The organism is Kitasatospora sp. NPDC048540 (assembly GCF_040651175.1).
GTDB lineage: Bacteria > Actinomycetota > Actinomycetes > Streptomycetales > Streptomycetaceae > Kitasatospora.
The window spans coordinates 30,145-49,852 of sequence record NZ_JBEZIR010000036.1; the positions used below are offsets into that span (position 1 = coordinate 30,145).

General features: G+C 74.1%; 22 protein-coding genes. 13 read left to right on the forward strand and 9 right to left on the reverse strand.

Annotation, left to right across the window (positions count from 1 at the left end; translation table 11 throughout):
- Positions 1-235: 235 nt before the first annotated feature.
- The 9 genes from AB0D08_RS16865 to AB0D08_RS16905 all read left to right on the forward strand — a co-directional run bounded on the left by AB0D08_RS16865 (position 236) and on the right by AB0D08_RS16905 (position 7,161).
- Entirely contained in the window at positions 236-1,153 is a 918-nt protein-coding gene (locus tag AB0D08_RS16865; protein WP_033819316.1) for a hypothetical protein, read from the forward strand.
- 204 nt (positions 1,154-1,357) lie between these two features.
- Positions 1,358-2,956: an ABC-F family ATP-binding cassette domain-containing protein gene (locus AB0D08_RS16870; protein WP_033819317.1), complete on the forward strand. Its 1,599-nt coding sequence runs from the start codon at positions 1,358-1,360 to the stop codon at positions 2,954-2,956.
- A 347-nt stretch (positions 2,957-3,303) separates the two neighbouring features.
- Positions 3,304-3,537, forward strand: coding sequence for a helix-turn-helix domain-containing protein (locus AB0D08_RS16875; protein WP_033819349.1), 234 nt, complete (start codon positions 3,304-3,306; stop codon positions 3,535-3,537).
- A gap of 233 nt (positions 3,538-3,770) precedes the next feature.
- Positions 3,771-4,577: an enoyl-CoA hydratase/isomerase family protein gene (locus tag AB0D08_RS16880; protein WP_051812039.1), complete on the forward strand. Its 807-nt coding sequence runs from the start codon at positions 3,771-3,773 to the stop codon at positions 4,575-4,577.
- Positions 4,578-4,757: 180 nt separating this feature from the next.
- A complete protein-coding gene (locus AB0D08_RS16885; protein ID WP_033819318.1) occupies positions 4,758-5,240 on the forward strand; it encodes an Asp23/Gls24 family envelope stress response protein in 483 nt (160 codons plus the stop codon).
- Positions 5,241-5,262: 22 nt separating this feature from the next.
- A complete protein-coding gene (locus tag AB0D08_RS16890) occupies positions 5,263-5,457 on the forward strand; it encodes a hypothetical protein (protein ID WP_033819319.1) in 195 nt (64 codons plus the stop codon).
- On the forward strand, positions 5,457-5,834 hold the full coding sequence (locus AB0D08_RS16895) for a hypothetical protein (protein ID WP_051812040.1): 378 nt from the start codon (positions 5,457-5,459) through the stop codon (positions 5,832-5,834). Before AB0D08_RS16890 ends, AB0D08_RS16895 begins: the two co-directional genes overlap by 1 nt.
- Positions 5,831-6,544, forward strand: coding sequence for a DUF6286 domain-containing protein (locus AB0D08_RS16900; protein ID WP_359889496.1), 714 nt, complete (start codon positions 5,831-5,833; stop codon positions 6,542-6,544). The genes AB0D08_RS16895 and AB0D08_RS16900 overlap by 4 nt, the downstream gene beginning before the upstream one ends.
- Entirely contained in the window at positions 6,541-7,161 is a 621-nt protein-coding gene (locus AB0D08_RS16905) for an alkaline shock response membrane anchor protein AmaP (protein WP_359889498.1), read from the forward strand. The genes AB0D08_RS16900 and AB0D08_RS16905 overlap by 4 nt, the downstream gene beginning before the upstream one ends.
- A 78-nt stretch (positions 7,162-7,239) precedes the next feature.
- Here the strand turns inward: AB0D08_RS16905 and AB0D08_RS16910 are convergent, their stop codons facing one another.
- From AB0D08_RS16910 to AB0D08_RS16925, 4 genes are all read right to left on the reverse strand, one after another.
- The gene (locus AB0D08_RS16910) at positions 7,240-8,001 is read right to left on the reverse strand and encodes an SDR family oxidoreductase (RefSeq protein WP_033819321.1); all 762 of its coding nucleotides are present in this window, start codon (positions 7,999-8,001) and stop codon (positions 7,240-7,242) included.
- Between the two features lie 58 nt (positions 8,002-8,059).
- A complete protein-coding gene (locus AB0D08_RS16915) occupies positions 8,060-8,602 on the reverse strand; it encodes a VanZ family protein (protein ID WP_359889501.1) in 543 nt (180 codons plus the stop codon).
- Positions 8,603-8,672: 70 nt separating this feature from the next.
- On the reverse strand, positions 8,673-9,470 hold the full coding sequence (locus tag AB0D08_RS16920; protein WP_359889504.1) for an SURF1 family protein: 798 nt from the start codon (positions 9,468-9,470) through the stop codon (positions 8,673-8,675).
- A gap of 32 nt (positions 9,471-9,502) precedes the next feature.
- Entirely contained in the window at positions 9,503-10,492 is a 990-nt protein-coding gene (locus AB0D08_RS16925; RefSeq protein WP_359889507.1) for a DEDDh family exonuclease, read from the reverse strand.
- A 168-nt stretch (positions 10,493-10,660) separates the two neighbouring features.
- Here AB0D08_RS16925 and AB0D08_RS16930 point away from each other — a divergent pair, with 168 nt between their 5' ends.
- The 4 genes from AB0D08_RS16930 to moaA all read left to right on the forward strand — a co-directional run bounded on the left by AB0D08_RS16930 (position 10,661) and on the right by moaA (position 15,004).
- Positions 10,661-11,704 carry a zinc-dependent alcohol dehydrogenase family protein gene (locus AB0D08_RS16930; protein WP_033819323.1) on the forward strand — a complete coding sequence of 348 codons (1,044 nt, stop codon included), beginning with the start codon at positions 10,661-10,663 and terminating at the stop codon, positions 11,702-11,704.
- A 229-nt stretch (positions 11,705-11,933) separates the two neighbouring features.
- Positions 11,934-12,302 carry a DUF485 domain-containing protein gene (locus tag AB0D08_RS16935; RefSeq protein WP_082526367.1) on the forward strand — a complete coding sequence of 123 codons (369 nt, stop codon included), beginning with the start codon at positions 11,934-11,936 and terminating at the stop codon, positions 12,300-12,302.
- Positions 12,299-13,918, forward strand: coding sequence for a cation acetate symporter (locus tag AB0D08_RS16940; RefSeq protein ID WP_359889511.1), 1,620 nt, complete (start codon positions 12,299-12,301; stop codon positions 13,916-13,918). The genes AB0D08_RS16935 and AB0D08_RS16940 overlap by 4 nt, the downstream gene beginning before the upstream one ends.
- Positions 13,919-14,014: 96 nt before the next feature.
- On the forward strand, positions 14,015-15,004 hold the full coding sequence (moaA, locus tag AB0D08_RS16945) for a GTP 3',8-cyclase MoaA (RefSeq protein WP_359889513.1): 990 nt from the start codon (positions 14,015-14,017) through the stop codon (positions 15,002-15,004).
- A 43-nt stretch (positions 15,005-15,047) separates the two neighbouring features.
- Here the strand turns inward: moaA and AB0D08_RS16950 are convergent, their stop codons facing one another.
- From AB0D08_RS16950 to AB0D08_RS16970, 5 genes are all read right to left on the reverse strand, one after another.
- Positions 15,048-15,293, reverse strand: a complete 246-nt coding sequence (locus tag AB0D08_RS16950; protein ID WP_033819356.1) for a hypothetical protein — start codon at positions 15,291-15,293, stop codon at positions 15,048-15,050.
- Positions 15,294-15,616: 323 nt separating this feature from the next.
- Complete coding sequence (locus AB0D08_RS16955) at positions 15,617-15,967, reverse strand: DUF3099 domain-containing protein (RefSeq protein ID WP_033819357.1); 351 nt, start codon at positions 15,965-15,967, stop codon at positions 15,617-15,619.
- Positions 15,968-16,109: 142 nt separating this feature from the next.
- Positions 16,110-16,658 (reverse strand): RNA 2'-phosphotransferase, encoded by a 549-nt coding sequence (locus tag AB0D08_RS16960; protein ID WP_359889516.1) that lies wholly within the window; start codon positions 16,656-16,658, stop codon positions 16,110-16,112.
- A gap of 32 nt (positions 16,659-16,690) precedes the next feature.
- A complete protein-coding gene (locus AB0D08_RS16965; RefSeq protein WP_359889519.1) occupies positions 16,691-18,097 on the reverse strand; it encodes a metallopeptidase TldD-related protein in 1,407 nt (468 codons plus the stop codon).
- The gene (locus AB0D08_RS16970) at positions 18,097-19,650 is read right to left on the reverse strand and encodes a TldD/PmbA family protein (RefSeq protein WP_051812042.1); all 1,554 of its coding nucleotides are present in this window, start codon (positions 19,648-19,650) and stop codon (positions 18,097-18,099) included. The genes AB0D08_RS16965 and AB0D08_RS16970 overlap by 1 nt, the downstream gene beginning before the upstream one ends.
- Between the last annotated feature and the right edge of the window lie 58 nt (positions 19,651-19,708).

The window sequence follows — 19,708 nt, forward strand, 5'->3', positions numbered from 1 at the left end:
GTGGCAGGTCGTACGACGAACGGCAGCGACGGCCGGCCGGGTGCGCGGCGCTGTCTCACCTCTGTAACAGTCCGGTGCGCCCGCCGGCCCGCTCCCCGGCCCCGGGCGGCGCTTACCCCCTGTTGACAACCGCAGGTGAGCGGTGTGCGCCCGCGGGCGTCGGCCCCCCTCGCCCCGGCCAGGGGAGCGGCCGCGTCGAGCTGACGTACATCCGTGCGGAGGGTACGCTCCGCCCGTGTCCTGGAATCCGCTGCGTAGTCTCACGCCCCGATCAGCCCTGCCCGCCGTTGCCGTCCTGCTGGTCCTCGGCGCGGGCGCCGCTGCGCATGCGAACAAGCCGGTGCCCTTCGGCGACCGGGTGGCGGAGCCGGGCGGCGCGGACGCCAGCCCGGCGGGTGCGCAGTCCCTGGACACCGGCGGCATGGAGCTGAAGGTCGGCCCCGGCCTGGAGGCGTACGCCCCGGCCACCGGCGAGCACCTGTGGTCCTACCGCCGGGAGGGCGCGACCGCCCTGCACCTGGCGATGGCCGGCGAGAGCGCCGTGGTGGTCTGGGACGACGGCATGGTCACCTCGGTCCGGCCCAGCGACCACTCGGTGCGCTGGCACCGTTCGGTCCCCGGCCTGGCCGACTGGCTGCACGCCGAGGGCGAGCCCGGTGCCGCCGACCGCTCCGAGGCCGACCGCCGGGCGACCGCCGTCAAGCGGGCCGCCGCCGCGCTCCAGCCGGTGTCGGTGGCGGAGTCCTGGGTGGCGGTGGTCACCCCCTCGCTGACCATGGGCTTCCGCGACCGCGACGGCGACCTGCGGTTCAACTCCCGCCCGCCGGCGGGCTGCACCTTCGACCCGCTGCGCTCGGTGCACACCGACGACGCGGTGCTCATCCCGCGCGGCTGCACCAACGACGGCCTCGGCCGGGCGCTCCCGGGCGCGATCAGCGTCTTCGAACTGGACGGCGGCCAGACCGCGCTGCTGAACGCCGGCCCCGACGTGGTGCTGCGCCGTCTCGACGGCCACCGGGTGTCCGTCGAGGACGGCCCGATCGTCGGCAGCCACGTGTTCGACACCCGCAAGGGCGGGCCCGAGGCGGTCTGCGGCGGCCCGGCGGCCCCGTTCGCGGCGGTCCCGGCGAAGGACACCTGTCCCGCGAAGTGACGCTCCCGTCCCGTCCCGGCGGATGGGGCGGCGACTCCCGGAGGGTCCGCGGCCGGGCCCGGTAGACTGGTCCGCATGGCTGTTCTCCGCTGGCATTAGCGCGCCGTCCGGCAGGGCCCGTAGCGGCCCGCCGTTCCGTGTCGCCGCCTCCCCCTCCCCGCCCGGCCGCCGCGCCATGCCCACGTCTCAGGAGTAACCCCAGCCATGATTTCCGCGAACGCCCTGGAGCTGCGCGCCGGCGCCCGCATCCTGATCGAGTCCGCCACCTTCCGGATCGCCCCGGGCGACCGGATCGGCCTGGTCGGCCGCAACGGCGCCGGCAAGACCACCCTGACCAAGGTGCTGGCCGGCGAGGGCCTGCCGGCCGGCGGCTCGGTGACCAACTCCGGCGAGGTCGGCTACCTCCCGCAGGACCCGCGCACCGGCGATCTCGACGTGCTCGCCCGCGACCGGATCCTGTCCGCCCGCGGCCTCGACACCGTGCTCAAGAAGATGCGCGACAACGAGGAGCGGATGGCCAACGGCAAGGGCGCCACCCGCGACAACGCGATGAAGAAGTACGCCCGGCTGGAGACCGAGTTCCTCACCAAGGGCGGTTACGCCGCCGAGGCCGAGGCCGCCACCATCGCCGCCGCGCTCGGCCTGCCGGACCGCATCCTCGGCCAGGAGCTGCACACCCTCTCCGGTGGCCAGCGCCGCCGGGTCGAGCTGGCCCGGATCCTCTTCTCGGACGCCGACATCCTGCTGCTCGACGAGCCGACCAACCACCTCGACGCCGACTCGATCGCCTGGCTGCGGGACTTCCTGAAGACCTACAAGGGCGGCTTCATCGTCATCTCGCACGACGTCGACCTGGTCGAGACGGTCGTCAACAAGGTCTTCTACCTGGACGCCAACCGGTCCGCCATCGACATCTACAACATGGGCTGGAAGCAGTACCAGCAGCAGCGCGAGGACGACGAGAAGCGCCGCAAGCGCGAGCGGGCGAACGCCGAGAAGAAGGCCGCCACCCTCAACTCGCAGGCCGACAAGATGCGGGCCAAGGCGACCAAGACCGTCGCCGCGCAGAACATGGCCCGCCGGGCCGAGAAGCTGCTGTCCGGACTGGAGCAGGTCCGCGCCTCCGACAAGGTCGCCAAGCTGCGCTTCCCGGACCCGGCCCCGTGCGGCAAGACCCCGCTCACCGCGGAGGGCCTGTCGAAGTCGTACGGCTCGCTGGAGATCTTCACCGACGTGGGCCTGGCGATCGACCGCGGCTCCCGGGTGGTCATCCTCGGCCTCAACGGCGCCGGCAAGACCACCCTGCTGCGGATGCTGGCCGGGGTCGAGCAGCCGGACACCGGTGAGGTGATCGCCGGACACGGTCTGAAGATCGGCTACTACGCCCAGGAGCACGAGACGCTCGACCCCGGGCGCAGCGTGCTGGAGAACATGCGGTCGGCCGCACCCGACACCGACCTGGTGCAGATCCGCAAGATCCTCGGCTCGTTCCTGTTCTCCGGCGACGACGTCGACAAGCCGGCCGGGGTGCTCTCCGGCGGTGAGAAGACCCGGCTCGCGCTGGCCTCGCTGGTGGTGTCCAGCGCCAACGTGCTGCTGCTCGACGAGCCGACCAACAACCTCGACCCGGCCAGCCGCGAGGAGATCCTCGGCGCGCTGCGCACCTTCACCGGCGCGGTGGTGCTGGTCACCCACGACGAGGGCGCGGTGGACGCGCTCCAGCCGGAGCGGATCATCCTGCTGCCGGACGGTGTGGAGGACCTGTGGAGCCCGGCGTACCACGATCTGGTGTCGCTGGCCTGAGCCGTCCCCGGCCCGGGCCGGGTGTAGACGCCGGTGTAGACGCGGAATCCACCGTCCGGGCGAGAAAAACTCAGCTTCGGGGAGCGGTGGGAATTCCCGATCCGGTGATTCCGTTTTGCTGGGCCCCGCCGCGGTTTGCGGCGGGGCCTGCTGTGCTGATCAGCAGATTCATCATCGAACACGCGCATCGTGGGGGGCGCGTGCACCCTGTGTGAGCGCCCTTGTGCGCAGCGAGCACCACCGGCAGACTGCGCTTTCCCGGTATCGACCTTGTCGAATGGGTGGCCAGGAGCCTGGCTATGGGTGATCATGGGAATCTGACCGAGCACAGCTACGAGGAGGCACGGGTGGCCGAGACTCTGAAAAAGGGCAGCCGGGTGACAGGTGCCGCGCGTGAGAAGCTCGCGGCCGATCTGAAAAAGAAGTACGACTCCGGGGCGAGCATTCGCGCGCTGGCGGAGGAGACGGGCCGCTCGTACGGCTTCGTGCACCGCATGCTGAGCGAGTCCGGGGTCATTCTCCGGGGCCGCGGTGGTGCCACGCGTGGCAAGAGCAAGGCTACTGCCGCAGCAGGTTCCTGACGATCCATCATATGTGTCGGCGGCGGTGGCCCAGGTCGTCGCGGAGCGGCTGCGCGACATGGGTGCGCCACCGAGCAGAACGCGCAGTCGACAGTTCCAGACGTATCGGCGGACGGGGTCTCCCGGGCCGCCGATCGTCATTTCGGGCGCTCTCCGGTAATCGGTACTGTCCGCCCGGACGCGGCTTTGTTACTCTCCAGTAGGTTCACTGCCCCTTCGCTGGAGGTATCCCCATGACCGTGCCCGCAGCCCACCCCGACTCCGCCCGGTGGGAGCAGGACGGAGTCCGCCTGGAGCTCGACGGCGAACTGGCGCTGGTGACGCTCTGTCACGGCAAGCGCCGCAACGCCCAGACCCCCGCGATGTGGCGGGCGCTGGCCGAGGCCGGGCGCAGCCTGCCCGGTACGGTCCGGGTGGTCGTGCTGAGGGCCGAGGGCGTCTCCTTCTCGGCCGGGCTCGACCGGGCGATGTTCAGCCCCGAGGGGATCCCCGGCGAGCTGACCTTCCTGGAGCTCGCCGCCGCGGGGGACAAGGAGCTGGACGAGGCCATCGCGGGGTACCAGGAGGCGTTCACCTGGTGGCGGCGGGCGGACCTGGTGAGCATCGCCGCGGTCCAGGGGCACGCGGTCGGGGCCGGCTTCCAGCTCGCCCTCGGCTGCGACCTGCGGGTGGTCGCCGACGACGTGCAGTTCGCCATGAAGGAGACCTCGCTCGGGCTGGTCCCGGACCTGGCCGGCACCAAGCCGCTCACCGACCTGGTCGGCCCGGCGCGGGCGCTGGAGATCTGCGCGACCGGCCGGTGGGTCGGCGCCGAGGAGGCCGTGGCGACCGGGCTGGCCAACCTCGCCGTCCCGGCGGCCGAGCTGGACGCGGCGGCCCGGGACCTGGCCGCGGCCCTGCTGGCCGCCCCGCGCAACGCGGTGACCGAGACCAAGGCGCTGCTCCAGGGTGCGGCCGGCCGCTCGTACGAGGAGCAGCGCGCCGCCGAGCGGGCGGCCCAGGCCCGCCGGCTGCGCGACCTCGCGGGCATCGGGGACTGACCGCCCGCACCCCTGCCTGTCCGGGGCCCGGCCGTGCCACGGCCGGGCCCTCGGCATGTCCGGACCCCTGGCCGGCCCCGGGCGGTCCGGCTGCCCCACGCGACGCGCGCGAGATGTGCCGGAATGTCAGAGTTGGTGGTGATTTGCGATATAGCTGGACCGCGACCACAGGAGATCCCCATGCCGCAGACCCCGACCCCCGCCGACCTCCAGAAGAGCGCCGCCGAGCAGGGCGGCGGCCGGACCAGCGCCGACCGGGGCCGCACCGCGCTGGCGGTCGGTGTGGTGGAGAAGATCGCGGGCATGGCGGCCCGCGAGGTCTCCGGCATCCACGCGCTCGGCTCGGGCTTCTCCCGCACCTTCAGCGCGATGCGCGACCGGGTGCCGGGCGGGAAGTCCAGCATCGGACGAGGGATCAAGGCGGAGGTCGGCGAACGGCAGACGGCGATCGACATCGCCCTGGTGGTCGAGTACGGCGTGGTCATCCCCAGGCTGGCCGCCGAGGTCCGGGAGAACATCATCGCGGCCGTGGAGCGGATGACCGGCCTGGAGGTGGTGGAGGTCAACATCGCCGTCAACGACGTCCACCTGCCGGACGAGCCGGACGAGGTCGAGGAGGAGGAGGTGCCCGGCCAGGCCGGCCGGCGCCCCCGGGTCCAGTAGGAGCGGTTGACGAGGAGAGCGGATGAATCTGGCGTTGGTGGGCCTGCTGGCCGGGATGGGGCTGGGCTTCGCCGGGTACTTCGGCGGCTTCGCCGCGTTCCTGCTGGTCGCCGTCCTGGGCGGGGCGGGTTTCGTGGCCGGCCGGGTGCTGGAGGGCGACCTGGACCTGCGCGACCTCGGCGACCTGCTGCGCGGCGGCCGGGACCGGCGCCGCTGATGTCCGCGCTCACCCCCTCGGCCGGGGTCGCGACGTCCGGCCCCGGCGCACTGCCGCCCGCTCCCCGCCGAGGTGAACTGCGGATCGCCGACCGGGTGTTCAGCCGGATCGCGGAGCGCGCGATCGGCGACTCGCTGGCCGAGCACTGGGCCGGACGGGCCGAGCGGGGCGGACCGCCCACCGTCTCGGTCCGGCTGGTACGCGGAATCGCCAGGCTCACCCTCCACCTCGACCTGCCGTTCCCCGCCGACCTGGCCGCCCTGGCCGGGACCGCCCGCCGGGCGGCGGCCGGGCGGGTCGCCGAACTCACCGGCACCCCGGTCGAGGAGGTCACCGTCGTGGTCGAGCGGCTGGTCCAGGCCGAGGCTCCCCGGTGAACGCCGGTCCGGCCGGGGACGGCGCGGCGGCGGGGCCCGCGGAGCCGGTGGAGCCGGTGGAGTCGCCGGAGCCGGAGGCGGCGCAGACGGTGGCCGGGTCGGGAGTCGCGGGCGGGCCGGAGGTGGAGCAGGACCCGAAGGCCAGGGGCCCGCGCTCGCCGCGCACCGTACCCGCGTTCCTGACCGTGCTGGCCGTCCTGGTGCTGGCCGGCGGTCTGCTGTACGACGTGATCGCGGTCCGCAGCGGGTTCGCGGCCGCGCCGTGGCGGGCCCGGGTGGCCCACGAACTGGCGGTCCGCGGCCCCGACGATCCCTGGGTACTGGCCGGGGCGGGGGTGGCGGTGGTGCTGGGGGCGCTGCTGCTGTGGGGCGCGTTCTCCGCCGGGGCGCGGCGCTGGCTGCCGCTGCGGGAACCGGGCGCGGTGATCGACAGGTCGGGGGTGGCCGTGCTGATCGCGGTCCGGGCGGCGGAACTGCCCGGGGTACAGGGCACCAGGGTCCGGGTCGTCCGCCGGCGGACCGTGGTCCGGGTGACCGGTGCGGTCGACCCCGCCGCCGTCCAGCGGGCCCTGCGGGCGGAGCTGGCCGCCATCCCGCTGGCCGCCCCCAACCGGCTGGACGTCCGCGTCCGGGCGGGCCGCCCGGCCCACCCGCACCGCCACGGCGGCCTGGAAGAGCCCGCCGGGCCGTCCCGGGGGGCCGCGTCATGAGCCGCGGCGCCGTCAACCGGACCATCCTCGCGGTCGCGGGGGCGCTGCTGGTCGCCGGCGGGCTGCTGGTGCTGGCCGGCGGGCTCGACCTGTACCGGCGGCTCGGGCTGTCGATGCCGGCCGGCTGGCCGCTCACCGCGCGGACCCGGCCGCTGCTCGGGGTGGCCGCGCGGGCCCGGGTGGCCGGGCACAGCTGGTGGTGGCCGGTCGTGATCGCTGTCCTGGTGCTGCTGGTGATCGGGGCGCTGGCCTGGCTGGCCGCCCAGCTGCGCCGTACCCGGTCCGGCTCGCTGGAGCTGGCCCCGCCGCTCGCCGCGACGGCGCTGCTGGTGCGCGGGCGGGCGGTGGAGGACGTGGTCGAGGCCGCCACGGTCGCCCTGCCGGGGGTGGAGCGGGTCAGCGCGCAGCTGGGCGGCCCGCCCGGTGCGCCGGTGGTCCGGGCGGCGGTCCGGCTGACGCCCCACGGCTCCCCGGCCGAGCTGCTGGAGGGGTTCAGGACGGGCCCGCTCGCCCGGACCCGGCGCAGCCTCGGGCTGCCCACCCTGCGCTCGGAGCTGCGGCTGCGGGTGGCCCCGCAACGCCGGCCGAGCCGCCGCAAGCAGCCCCGGGTGCGCTGAGCCGCTGCGGCGGGCCGGGCCGGGCCGTACGTGGCCCGCGGACGGACGGGTGCGGACCGGGAGGCCGCCGACCGTCGGTCAGAGTCCGCGCAGGGCGCCGCCGTCCACCGGGACCATGACGCCGGTCAGGAAGGAGGCGGCGGGGGAGAGCAGGAAGGCCGCGACCCGGCCGAACTCCTCCGGCCTGCCGTAGCGGCCCAGCGGGATGGTGGCGGTCGCGCGGGCCTTGGCCGCGGCCGGGTCGCCGCCGAGTGCGTCGAGTTCGCGGAGCCGGTCGGTCTCGATCCGGCCCGGCAGCAGGCCGATCACCCGGATGCCGCGCGGGCCCAGCTCGTCGGCGAGCGACTTGGCGGCCATCGCGAGCCCCGGGCGCAGCCCGTTGGAGATGCCGAGGCCGCCGATCGGTTCCCGGACCGAGCCGGACAGCACGAAGCCGATCACCCCGCCCTCGCCGAGCGCGGCGGCCGCGGTGCGGGCGATCCGCAGAGCACCGAGGAAGACCGATTCGAAGGCGGTCCGCCAGGCGTCGTCGCCGGTGGCCGTCACCGGGCCGGCGCTCGGGCCGCCGACGCTGATCAGTACGCCGTCGAGCCGGCCGAAGCGCTCCCGGGCCGCGTCGACGAGGCGGTCGGCGGTGGCGGGGTCCGCGTTGTCGGCGACCACGCCGTGCACCCGGGTGCCGTCGCCGAGTTCGGCCACGGCGGCGGCCACCGACTGCTCGGTGCGGCCGCTGATGACCACCCGGGCGCCGTCGGCGAGCAGTTCGCGGGCGGAGGCCAGGCCGAGGCCGCGGGTGGCGCCGGTGACCACGAACACCTTCTGCTGAAGTCCTAGATCCATGGGCCCATCCTGCCCGGTCGGCGGCCCGGCGCGGGCCCGGTGTCCCGGCGGGAGGGCTTCAGCGGCGGCGGGCCCGGACCGCGGCTCGGGCCAGTGGCCCGGCGAGGGCGCCGAGGAGCAGGCCGATCGCCAGGCCGAGGTAGTTGTCCAGCAGGTCCTGGCCGTCGCAGGCCCGGCCGAGGACGGGGAACGCGTACTGCACGGACTCGACCAGCACCGGTACGGTCACGGCGACGGCCCCGGCCGCGCACCGGCGCCCCCAGGTGCCGGCCAGCGCCGCGGTCACGCCGAGCGGGACGAACAGCGCGACGTTGAGGCTGCTCTGGGTGGCGGTGAGCAGTTCGGACAGCGGGTGCGGGCCGACCCGGTCGAAGGTGCACTGGCGCACGGCGTACCGGGCGTTGTCCCACAGCGGCAGCCGGGTGTCCGGCAGCACGGTGAGGGTGATGATCCCGCCGAGCGCGAGGACCAGCAGGAAGCCCGCCGCCCGGTGGGCGCGCAGCAGCCGGCCCACCGGGCGGCTCAGCAGGGCGGCCAGCAGCAGGGAGCACAGGACGCCGGGCCAGAACAGCGGGGACGCACTCAGAACGGCTTCGATCACACCGAACCCGACGCAATCGGACACCCGTCCGGTTGCCGCGGGGTCCGGCCGCCCGGCCGCCGGTCGCGCCCTAGGCCTCGACCAGCTCCGGTTCGGCCGCGGTGCGGGCCTGTTCGGCGTTGTCCTTGGCCTCGCGCCGGGCGAGCACCACCAGGCCGACCGGGACCAGTGCGCAGAACAGCCACCACTGCACCGCGTACGCCATGTGCGGCCCGATGTCGGAGTGGTCGGGCTCGGCCAGCGGCTCCGGGCCGGTGCCGGGGTCCGGCCGGGTGGAGACCAGTTCGAGGTAGCCGCCGAGCACGCTGGCGCCGCTCGCCTCGGCCTGCTGGTGGCTGTTGATCAGCTTGTACTGGCGGTCGGGCAGGCCGCCGCGGTCGCGGATCCCGCTGCTGGCGGTGGTCTCGTCGGCCCGCATCCGCCCGGTGACGGTGACCTCGCCGGCCGGCGGGGCCGGCACCGGCGGGTAGCTGGTGGCGTCGGCTCCCGACTCCACCCAGCCCCGGTTGACCAGCACCTCGCCGTGGCCGTCGGCCAGCTGCAGCGGCGTGACCACGAAGTACCCGATGCTGCTGCCGCCGGGCTCGGTGCGCCCGCGCACCACGAACTCGTGCGCCGGGTCGTAGTGGCCCGAGGCCGTGACCGTCCGCCAGGTCAGCCCGGTGGGCACCGCGAAGCCGGGGGCGGGCGAGAGCGAGTCGAAGGCGACCGGCGGCGCGGTCAGGCTGCTCGCGATCAGCTCGTTGCGGGCGACCCGGGCCTCGTGCCGGTGCAGCTGCCAGAACCCCAGCCGGATCATGGCGGGGATCAGCAGCAGGGCGATCAGGGTGATGATCGCCCAGCGCCGGGAGAGCAGAAAACGGTACACACCCGGCACGCTACGCCCACCTCACACGCGCGTCAGACACCGGGGTGCGGCGCGACCTCGCGCAGCAGCTGGAGGAAGGCGTCCTCGCCGACCACCGGCGTGCCGTGCTCGCGGGCCTTGCGCGCCTTGCCGCTCCAGCTGCCCGGCTCGTTGGTGACCAGCAGGCTGGTGAGCCGGCTCACCGAGGTGGCGATGTGCAGGCCCGCCTCGACCGCGCGGTCCTCCAGCAGCTCCCGGTCGGTGGCGGTGTCGCCGGTGATCGCGATCCGCATGCCCTGCATCAGCGGCGTGCCATCCACCCACCGCCCGGGGTTGGGGTGCGGGCACGGCGGACGCTTGCGGGCGGGCCGGTACGAGGAGCTCCAGGTGCCCCGCTGCGGCGCCGGGGACTCCTCGCCGAGGTCGGTGACGGCGACACAGGTGGTCAGCGGCAGCGGCACCCCGGCCTCCCGGGCCAGCCGCAGGCTCGGGCGGAACACCTCGGCCAGCACCCGGGCGTCGTCCAGCGCGTTGTGCGCCTGCCGCTGCTGGACGCCGAAGTACGCGGCGAGCGAGGACAGCTTGCCGTTGGGCAGCGGCAGCGCGAGGTCGCGGGCCAGCACCATGGTGCAGATCCGCTGCTCGACGGGGGCCCGGCGGCCGGCCCGGGAGTACTCGCGGGAGATCATGTTCCAGTCGAAGAGCGCGTTGTGGGCCACCATCACCCGGCCCGCCAGCCGGTCGGCCAGCTCGTCGGCGATCTCCGGGAAGGTCGGCGCACCCGCGAGTGCGGCGCTGGTCAGGCCGTGGATCCAGACCGGGCCCGGATCGCGCTCCGGGTTGACCAGGGTGTACCAGTGGTCCGTCACCTCGCCGTGCCCGTCCAGCTGGTAGACGCCGGCCGAGATGACCCGGTCGGAACGGCCGAGCCCGGTGGTCTCGACGTCGACCACGGCGAAGCCCGGGCCGCGCTCCTCGGTGCGCTGCGCCGGGAGCGGAACAGGCCGGGCGGAGCCGTCCCACGGTGACTGGATCGCGTGCATGGTCAACCAGCTTAAGGGCCGTCACCGACGCCGGTGGCCGAACCGGTACGAGCGGTGGCGTGCACCACACCTGCGCATAGAGTGGACGGCGGAGCAGTCGTACAACCTCTCGAAGCTCTCCCACGCCGCCCGCACCCCGGGGCGGCGGCTTTGGTAAAGGACATCCCCATGCGCGCCACCGTGATCCACGGCCCCAACGACATCCGGATCGAGGAGGTGCCGGACCCCCGGATCCAGCAGCCCACCGACGCGGTGGTGCGGGTGGTCAACGCCTGCATCTGCGGCAGTGACCTGTGGGCGTACCGCGGGGTCGCGGCGCGCAAGCCCGGGCAGCGGATCGGCCACGAGTTCCTCGGGGTGATCGAGGAGGTCGGTGCCCAGGTGACCGGCTTCCGGGCCGGCGACCTGGTGGTGGCGCCCTTCGTGTGGTCCGACGGCACCTGTGACTTCTGCCGGGAGGGGCTGCAGACCTCGTGCCCGCACGGCGGGTTCTGGGGCTCGGTCGGCTCCGACGGCGGCCAGGGCGAGGCGGTCCGGGTGCCGTTCGCGGACGGGACCCTGGTGGCGCTGCCGAAGGACGCGGCGGGCGACGAGAAGCTGCTGCCGGGTCTGCTGGCGCTCTCCGACGTGATGGCCACCGGCCACCACGCGGCGGTCAGTGCGGGGGTGCGGCCCGGTGCGACGGTCGCGGTGGTCGGGGACGGCGCGGTCGGGCTGTGCGGGGTGCTCGCCGCGCACCGGCTCGGCGCCGGCCGGATCATCGCACTCGGACGGCACACCGCGCGGACCGACCTGGCCCGCCGGTTCGGGGCCACCGACGTGGTCGCCGAGCGGGGCGAGGCTGCGGTCGAGGCGGTCCGGGAGCTGACCGGCGGCCAGGGCGCGCACGCGGTGCTGGAGGCGGTCGGCACCGAGGAGTCGATGCGTACGGCGGTCTCGATCACCCGGGACGGCGGCTCGGTCGGGTACGTCGGTGTCCCGCACGGCGGCAGCGCCGGCGTGGACATCGGCCAGATGTTCGACCGCAACGTCCAGCTGCGCGGCGGGGTCGCCCCGGCCCGCGCGTACATCCCCCAGCTGCTGCCCGACGTGCTCTCGGGCGCGATCGAGCCCGGCCTGGTCTTCGACCGCACGGTGGACCTGGACGGCGTGCCGGACGGCTACCGCGCGATGGACGACCGCTCGGCGCTCAAGGTGCGGATCGCGTTCTGATCCCACCCGCACGCCGTCCCGGGCCCGACGGGGCGCCACCCGAACCGGTGGCGCCCCGTCGCCGTGTCCGGCGGTTTTCGGCCAATTGAGGTGTACACGCGTGCTTTCGTCGCGCGGAGCCTGGCCGGGCGCCGACCGCGGACCTAGCATGCAGCGGCACGCGCGACTGTGACGCCCCTCACGTCCGATCGTTCCACCTGTGCACCCGCCGACCCCAGGAGGACACCGAGTGGACAACCCGTCGACCGCCCGTCCCGCCCCGCCCGACCGGCTCATCGCGACCGACCGCAGCGCCGAGTTCCGGCAGCTGCGCCGCTCCTTCCGCGGCTTCGCGTTCCCCGTCACCGCCGGCTTCATCCTCTGGTACCTGCTGTACGTGCTGCTGTCCTGCTACGCCCCGGACTTCATGGGCATCAGGCTGTTCGGGCACGTCAACACGGCCCTCGCGCTCGGCCTGCTGCAGTTCGTCTCCACCTTCGCCATCGCGGCGTGGTACGCCCGCTATGCCGGCGCCCGGCTCGACCCCACGGCCGCCGGGATCCGCGCCCGGGCGGCCGGGGCCGCGGCCCGCACCCCCGAGGACGAGGTGGCCGAATGACCACGACCCTGCTGGCCGCCGGCTCCGCCACCGAGCACCGCGGCCTGACCATGACGCTGTTCGGCGTCTTCGTGCTGGCCACCCTCGGCATCACCGTCCGGGCCGGCCGGCAGACCAAGGACGCCTCCGACTTCTACGCCGGCGGCCGCGGATTCTCCGGCTTCCAGAACGGCCTGGCGATCTCCGGCGACTACATGTCGGCCGCGTCCTTCCTCGGCATCGCCGGCGCCATCGCCCTGTTCGGCTACGACGGCTTCCTCTACTCGGTGGGCTTCCTGGTCGCCTGGCTGGTCGCCCTGCTGCTGGTCGCCGAACCGCTGCGCAACTCCGGCCGCTACACCATGGCCGACGTGCTGGCCTTCCGGATGCGCCAGCGTCCGGTGCGGACCGCGGCCGGCATCTCCACCATCGTGGTGTCGATCTTCTACCTGCTGGCCCAGATGGTCGGCGCGGGCTCCCTGGTCGCGCTGCTGCTCGGCGTCAACGGCGACGCCGCCAAGCGCTGGACGGTGGTCGCGGTCGGCGCGCTGATGGTGGTCTACGTGGTGATCGGCGGGATGAAGGGCACCACCTGGGTGCAGATCGTCAAGGCGGTGCTGCTGATCGCCGGGACCGCCCTGATGACGGTGCTGGTCCTCGCCAAGTACCACTTCAACCCCTCCGCGCTGCTGGGCGCCGCCGCCGACGCCAGCGGCAAGGGCACGGCCTTCCTCGAACCGGGCCTGAAGTACGGCGCGAGCGACACCAGCAAACTGGACTTCCTCAGCCTGGGCCTCGCCCTGGTCCTCGGCACCGCGGGCCTGCCGCACATCCTGGTCCGCTTCTACACCGTGCCCACCGCCAAGGCCGCCCGGAAGTCGGTGCTCTGGGCGATCGGCATCATCGGCGGCTTCTACCTGATGACCCTGGCGCTCGGCTTCGGCGCCGCCGCCCTGGTCGGACCCGGCGTGATCAAGAAGTCCAACGCGGCCGGCAACACCGCGGCCCCGCTGCTCGCCGAGCACCTGGGCGGCGGCGCCGGCACCACCGGCGGGGCGGTCCTGCTCGCGGTGATCTCCGCGGTGGCCTTCGCCACCATCCTCGCCGTGGTCGCCGGGCTCACCCTGGCCTCCTCGGCCTCCTTCGCCCATGACCTGTACGCCAACGTGATCCGCCGCGGCCGGGCGAGCGAACGGGAGGAGATCGGCTCCGCCAAGCTGGCCGCCGTCGCGATCGGCGCGGTCGCCATCCTGCTGTCGATCTTCGCCGACAAGCTGAACACCGCCGCCCTGGTCGCGCTGGCCTTCGCGGTGGCGGCGTCCGCCAACCTGCCGACGCTGCTCTACTCGCTGTTCTGGAAGCGGTTCAACACGGCGGGCGCGGTCTGCTCGGTCTACGCCGGCCTGGTCACCTCGGTCCTGCTGGTGGTCTTCTCCACCGTGGTCTCCGGCAAGCCGACCTCGCTGTTCCCGCACAGCGACTTCCACTGGTTCCCGCTGGAGAACCCCGGGCTGGTCTCCATCCCGGTCGGCTTCCTGGCCGGGCTGATCGGGACCCTGCTCTCCCGCGAACCCGCCGACCCGGCGAAGTACGCTGAACTGGAGGTCCGCTCGCTGACCGGACTGGGTGCGCACTGAAACCGTAAGAACCGCTCCGCGCCCCTGCGGCTAAGCTGGCCCGGTCCGCCCCACCAGGCGGCCGGGCCGGCCGTGCGCTGCGGGAAGGGAGCCCCCATGCTGTTGGACACTTACGGCCGCCAGGCCGTGGACCTGCGGGTCTCCCTCACCGACCGGTGCAACCTGCGGTGCACCTACTGCATGCCCGAGGAGGGCCTGCAGTGGCTGGCCAAGCCGGAGCTGCTCACCGACGAGGAGATCGTCCGGCTGGTCTCGATCGCGGTCCGCGACCTCGGCGTGCGCGAGGTCCGCTTCACCGGCGGCGAGCCGATGCTGCGCCCCGGACTGGTCGCCATCGTGGAGGCCTGCGCGGCACTGACCCCCCGGCCGGAACTCTCCGTGACCACCAACGGCATCGGCCTGGCCCGTACCGCCGCCGCCCTGCGGCAGGCCGGACTCGACCGGGTCAACGTCTCGCTGGACACCCTCGACCCCGACACCTTCCACACCCTGACCCGCCGTCACCGCCACCAGGACGTGCTGGCGGGCCTCGCCGCCGCCGAGCGCGCCGGGCTGACCCCGGTCAAGCTCAACGCCGTCCTGATGCGCGGCGTCAACGACCACGAGGCCGCCGACCTGCTCGGCTGGTGCCTGGAGCGCGGGTACGAGCTGCGCTTCATCGAGCAGATGCCGCTGGACGCCCAGCACGGCTGGGACCGCTCCCGCATGATCACCGCCGAGGAGATCCTGAACCGGCTCCGGGAGCGCTTCACGCTCACCGCCGAGCCGTCGGCGGCCCGCGGTGCGGCGCCCGCCGAGCGCTGGCTGGTCGACGGCGGCCCCGGCCGGGTCGGCGTGATCGCCTCGGTGACCCGGCCGTTCTGCCGGGCCTGCGACCGGACCCGGCTCACCGCCGACGGCCAGATCCGCAACTGCCTGTTCGCCACCGAGGAGACCGACCTGCGGGCGGCGCTGCGGGGCGGCGCCGACGACGCCGCGATCGGCGAGCTGTGGCGTACCGCGATGTGGGGCAAGAAGGCCGGCGCCGGCATCGACGACCCCGAGTTCCTCCAGCCCGACCGGCCGATGTCCGCCATCGGGGGCTGACGGGCGGGACGCGTCCCCGCCTGCCGCTCAGCCCGAACCTCGCTCAGCCCTCGAACCCGGCGAGCGGGACGACCTCCTTGAGGAAGCCGCGCACGCCCAGGAACTGCGACAGGTGCTCGCGGTGCTCCTCGCAGGCCAGCCAGGTCTTCCGGCGGTCCGGGGTGTGCAGCTTGGGGTTGTTCCACACCAGCACCCAGACGGCGGCCTCCCGGCAGCCCTTGCCCGAGCAGACCGGCGGGCCCTCGGGGCCGTCCGCCGAGCCGAAGAGACCGAGCGAGGGGGTGTCCATGGTGATGCCGTCCCGGGTGCCGCTGGCGTGGATGTCTGCGGCCAGTCTCGCACCTGCGCCGGCCCGTGCGGCCGCGGGGCCCGCCCGGATCCGGGCGTGACGACGCCGGGCAGCCACGGGGGGAGCTGCCCGGCGTCGGTCTGTCGCTCCGACGGGGGATGCGGAGCGCCTACGCAGTATGGCACGGTCCGAGGCCCCCGTGGGGGCCTCTTTCATGATTAATCTGAGGTTGCTCTGAGCTTTCTGCCGGTCAATCGTCCATAAACCAGGACAGATCGGGGTGAGTTCCAGCGTTTTCCTCAGCGGATTCCGCCGTCCGCTCCTCAGTCCGCCGGACGGCCCTCGGCGGCCCGGCCACCGCCGCCGCTGCCCCCGGGGCCGAGCATCAGCGGCACCTCGGGCGGCACCGCGAAGGTGCTCGGCAGGCCGGGCGCCCGCTCCCGCCCGGCGTTGGCGATCAGCACCGCGAAGTACGGCAGCAGCACCCCGCCGACCAGCGCCACGTACGCCACGTACCGCTGCACGTCCCACATGACCACGGCCAGCACCACACAGGCCGTGCGGACCAGCATCGAGATCACATAGCGCCGCTGACGCCCCCGGACGTCCTCGGAGAGGCTGGTCCGTGCCCCGGTGATCCGGAAGACCTGCCCGTCGTCCTGGCTCTTGCCCATGTGTACCGCCCTCGTCCCGTCTCCGCCGCCCGGCCCGGCCGCGGCCTCTTCACGGTACGCCGCCGGACGGCGGTGCAGGAGAGCGGGTGCGCGGGCGGGTCGCGGCGCGGCGGGACGGGAGCGGCCGGGGCGGGCCCGCGGGTCAGCCGGTGAGGGTGAGGTACCGCGGCGGCACCGAGTCGGTCAGCCAGACGCCGTTGGCGCTGACCCGGAAGACGTGGCCCGCCGCGGCCATCGCCGCCGCGTCCACCACCAGCACCACCGGACGGCCGTGCCGGGCACCCACCCGCACGGCCGTGTCGGTGTCCGCGGAGAGGTGGACGTCCTGCCGGGCCATCGGGCGCAGGCCCTCGGCGAGGATGACGCCCACCGTCGCCGAGCCGGTGCCGTGGTAGAGCACCGCGGGCGGCTCGGCGGGCGGCAGGCCCAGGTCAACCTCGACGGTGTGGCCCTGGCTGGCCCGGATCGACCGGCCGTCCTCGGAGAAGGCGAAACGGCGCTTGTTGTTGGTCGCCACCACGTGGTCCAGCTGCGCCCGGCTGATCCGCCGCCCGCTGCGGGCCAGGCCCGCCAGCAGCTCGTCCACCGGGACCCAGCCGGCCGTGTCCAGCGTGATCCCGACCGACGCCGGGTCGTGCCGCAGCACGCGCGACAGCGTCTTGGACACCCGGACCGTCTGCTTCTCGTCCACCTTCTCCGTGTTCCCTCCTGGATGGGCCTCCGTCAGGAGGCCTGACTGACCGAGCTCATGTTGAAGTCCGGCACCCGGACCGGCGGCATCGCGGCCCTGGTGAACCAGTCGCTCCACTCGCGGGGCAGGCAGCGCTCGGTGCGGCCCGCCTCGGTGATCCGGCCGAGCAGGTCGACCGGGGACTCGTTGAACCGGAAGTTGTTCACCGCGCCGACCACCTCGCCGTTCTCGACCAGGTACACGCCGTCCCGGGTGAGGCCGGTGAGCAGCAGGGTGGCCGGGTCGACCTCGCGGATGTACCAGAGGCAGGTGAGCAGCAGCCCGCGCTCGGTGCGGGCGACCATCTCCTCCAGGGTGGGCGCGCCGGCCTGGTCGGCGGTCTCCAGCACCAGGTTGTCGACCGACGGCGTCACCGGCAGGCCGGTCAGCGCGGCCGAGTGCCGGGTGGTGGAGAGGTTGGCCAGTTCGCCGTCGCGGATCCAGTCGGTGGCGGTCAGCGGCAGGCCGTTGTCGAAGACCGACGAGTTGTCGCCGGAGGAGTGCGCGAGCACGAACGGCGCGGCCGCCAGGCCGGGCTCGGCCGGGTCGGAGCGCAGCGTCAGCGGCAGGGCGCTGAGCCGGTCGCCGACCCGGGTGCCGCCGCCGGGCCGGCTGAACACCGAGCGGCCCTCGGCGGCGTCCCGGCCGCCCGCCGACCAGGTCAGGTAGACCATCAGGTCGGCGATGGCGGAGGGCGGCAGCAGGGTCTCGTACCGGCCGGCCGGCAGGTCGATCCGCTTGCGGCGGCCCCAGCCGAGCCGGGTGCTGAGCGAGCCGTGCAGGGCGGCCAGGTCGACGTCGGTGAAGTCGGCGGTGGCCGCGCCGCCCCAGGCGGAGCCGGTCAGGTCGGCGGTCTTGGCGTTGAGCTCGACCGAGCCGGTGGGCTGCTCGTGCCGCAGCCGCAGACCGGTGGAGCTGCCCAGGTAGCTGGTGGTCAGCTCGTGCCGGGCGAAGCCGTACAGCAGCTCGCCGCCGGCGCGGGCGCGGGCGAAGGCCTCGCCGAGGGCGGGCGCGAAGGCGGCGAAGACATCGGCGGAGGTCTCGGCCGGGGCGTCGGTGAAGCCGGGCGACTCCGGCGGGCCGGACAGCAGCGGCCGGGCGTCCTCGGCCGGGCCGGCGTCGCGGGCGGCCGCCTCGGCGGCCCGGACCAGGTCCTCCAGCTCGTCCCGGGTGACGGCCTCCCGGGAGACCACGCCGGAGGCGGTGCCCTCGGCACCGTCCACGGTGGCGATCACGGTGAGCCGCCGGCCCCGGGTGACGCCGTTGGTGGTCAGGCCGTTGCCCGCCCAGCGGAGGTTGGCGGTCGACTCCTCGTCGGCGATCACCACGCAGCCTTCGGTGCGGGACAGCTCCAGGGCGCGTTCGACCAGCTCGTGCGGCCGGGGTGTGGTGTCGGACATCAGTGACCCGCCTCCTGCTGGGTGTTGAGCACGTTGACGTTGCGGAAGAGCGCGGACGGACAGCCGTGGCTGACCGCCGCGATCTGGCCCGGCTGGGCCTTGCCGCAGTTGAAGGCGCCGCCGAGGACGTAGGTCTGCGGGCCGCCGACGGCGCTCATCGAGCCCCAGAAGTCGGTGGTGGTGGCCTGGTAGGCGAAGTCCTTGACCTGACCGGCCAGCCGGCCGTTCCTGATCGCGTAGGCGCGCTGGCCGGTGAACTGGAAGTTGTAGCGCTGCATGTCGATCGACCAGGACCGGTCGCCGACGATGTACAGGCCCTTCTCCACGCCCTCGAACAGGCCCTCGGTGTCGGGGCCGCCCTCGACCGGCTGCAGCGAGACGTTGGCCATCCGCTGCACCGGCACGTGGCCGGGGGAGTCGGCGAACGCGCAGCCGTTGGAGCGGCCGAGGCCCTTGAGCTCCGCCATCCGGCGGTCCAGCTGGTAGCCGACCAGGACGCCGTCCTTGACCAGGTCCCAGGACTGCGTGGCGACGCCCTCGTCGTCGTACCCGATGGTGGACAGGCCGTGCTCGGCGGTGCGGTCACCGGTGACGTGCATCAGCTCGGAGCCGTACTTCAGCGAGCCCAGCTTGTCGAAGGTGGCGAAGGAGGTGCCCGCGTAGGCGGCCTCGTAGCCGAGCGCCCGGTCCAGCTCGGTGGCGTGGCCGATCGACTCGTGGATGGTCAGCCACAGGTTGGACGGGTCGATCACCAGGTCGTAGCGGCCGGCCTCGACGCTGGGGGCCTTCATCTTCTCGGCCAGCAGGCCGGGCAGTTCGGCGAGCTCCTGGTCCCAGTCCCAGCCCTTGCCCTGGAGGTACTCCCAGCCGCGGCCGGCCGGCGGGGCGATGGTGCTCATCGAGTCGAAGGCGCCGGTGCGCTCGTCGACCGAGGTGGCCTCCAGCGAGGGGTGCAGCCGGATCCGCTGCTGGGTGGTGACGGTGCCCGCGGTGTCCGCGTAGAACTTGTTCTCCTGCACGGTCAGCAGCGAGGCCATCACGTGCGAGACGCCGTCGGCGGCCAGCAGGCGGCTGCTCCAGTCCGCCAGCAGCGCGCTCTTCTCGGCGTCCGGGACGTCGAACGGGTTGACGTCGTAGGAGGAGACCCAGGTGGCGTCGGCGTACACCGGCTCGGCCGCCAGCTCGACCAGGTCCTCGGAGCCCGCGGCCCGGCTGATCCCGCCGGACAGCCGCGCCACCGCCACCGCCTGCTCGGCGACCCGGGCCGCCGCCGCAGTGGTCAGGTCCACCCCGGCCGCGAAGCCCCACGCGCCGTCCAGCAGCACCCGGACCGCGAAGCCCAGCTGCACGGTGTCGGAGCTGCCGGACGGGCGGGCGTCGCGCAGCCGCCAGGAGGCGCTGCGCACCCGTTCCAGGCGGAAGTCGGCGTGCGAGACGCCGAGTTCACGCGCCCGGGTGAGCGCCGCGTCGGCGAGGGTGCGCAGCGGGTACGCGAGGAACAGCGGGTCGACGGCACGGCTGTGCGGCGCGCCGGCGCTGGAGGTGGGCGGCATCGGGCTCCCTGGGTCGGGGGGGGTCGGCGGCGGGCACCCCGCGGACCGCAGGGGAACC